This window comes from Coprococcus sp. AF99-45 (assembly GCF_027663865.1).
Classification (GTDB): Bacteria; Bacillota; Clostridia; order Lachnospirales; family Lachnospiraceae; genus Allocoprococcus; species Allocoprococcus comes.
The window spans coordinates 1-634 of record NZ_JAQDGZ010000067.1; the positions used below are offsets into that span (position 1 = coordinate 1).

The following is a 634-nucleotide window of genomic DNA, read 5'->3' on the forward strand; positions in this document are numbered from 1 at the left end:
AAAATAAGGAGATTTTGATATGACTGGTGAACTAACACCGACCGCCTGATAATTTTAACCCTACAAAAACGCGATAAAGCGCGTGGTTGAGGGATTTTTTTATGGTCGGAAAAGTTGTCTGAAAGTTCTGACAACGGCATGGAGTGTACTGTAGTGTTGTGGAGTACATTGGAGTACATGGTCAAAAAATGGTCACAAATGCTTTTTCCCAAATGCATACTCATACATACTCATGCATATTGTGTAACCTTTAATGTTAGTTCCCCTATGTTTGTATAATTATTCCGTTTTTTATTCTAATTCAATTCATTTTTATCTTTTCAACTGTTAAATCTAAATTTTGCGTTTCTGCAAAATCATTTATACAATTTCCTGAGATCAGGTATTTTATACATTGAAATAAAAAGAAGGTTTCAATTTATGAATATCAATAACAGTAAATATATCTTCTATGCATTTAATAAGAAATGGAAGAGTATTCGTGAGTGTTGCAAATACTATGAAGTAAGATATGGATCTGTTATGTCTTACAAAAGAATCCACAAGTGTACAGCTGAAGAAGCAATCGCATATTGCAGAAATTTGAAAAAACTAGGTATATTTTATTTTAAGAAAGTGAGGTGGACAGATTTAA

General features: G+C 31.7%; 1 protein-coding gene. It reads left to right on the forward strand.

Annotated elements, in window-relative coordinates; all coding sequences use genetic code 11:
- Positions 1–420 precede the first annotated feature (420 nt).
- A partial coding sequence (locus tag PGR14_RS16065; protein ID WP_270223735.1) for a hypothetical protein occupies positions 421–634 on the forward strand: 214 nt, incomplete at its 3' end.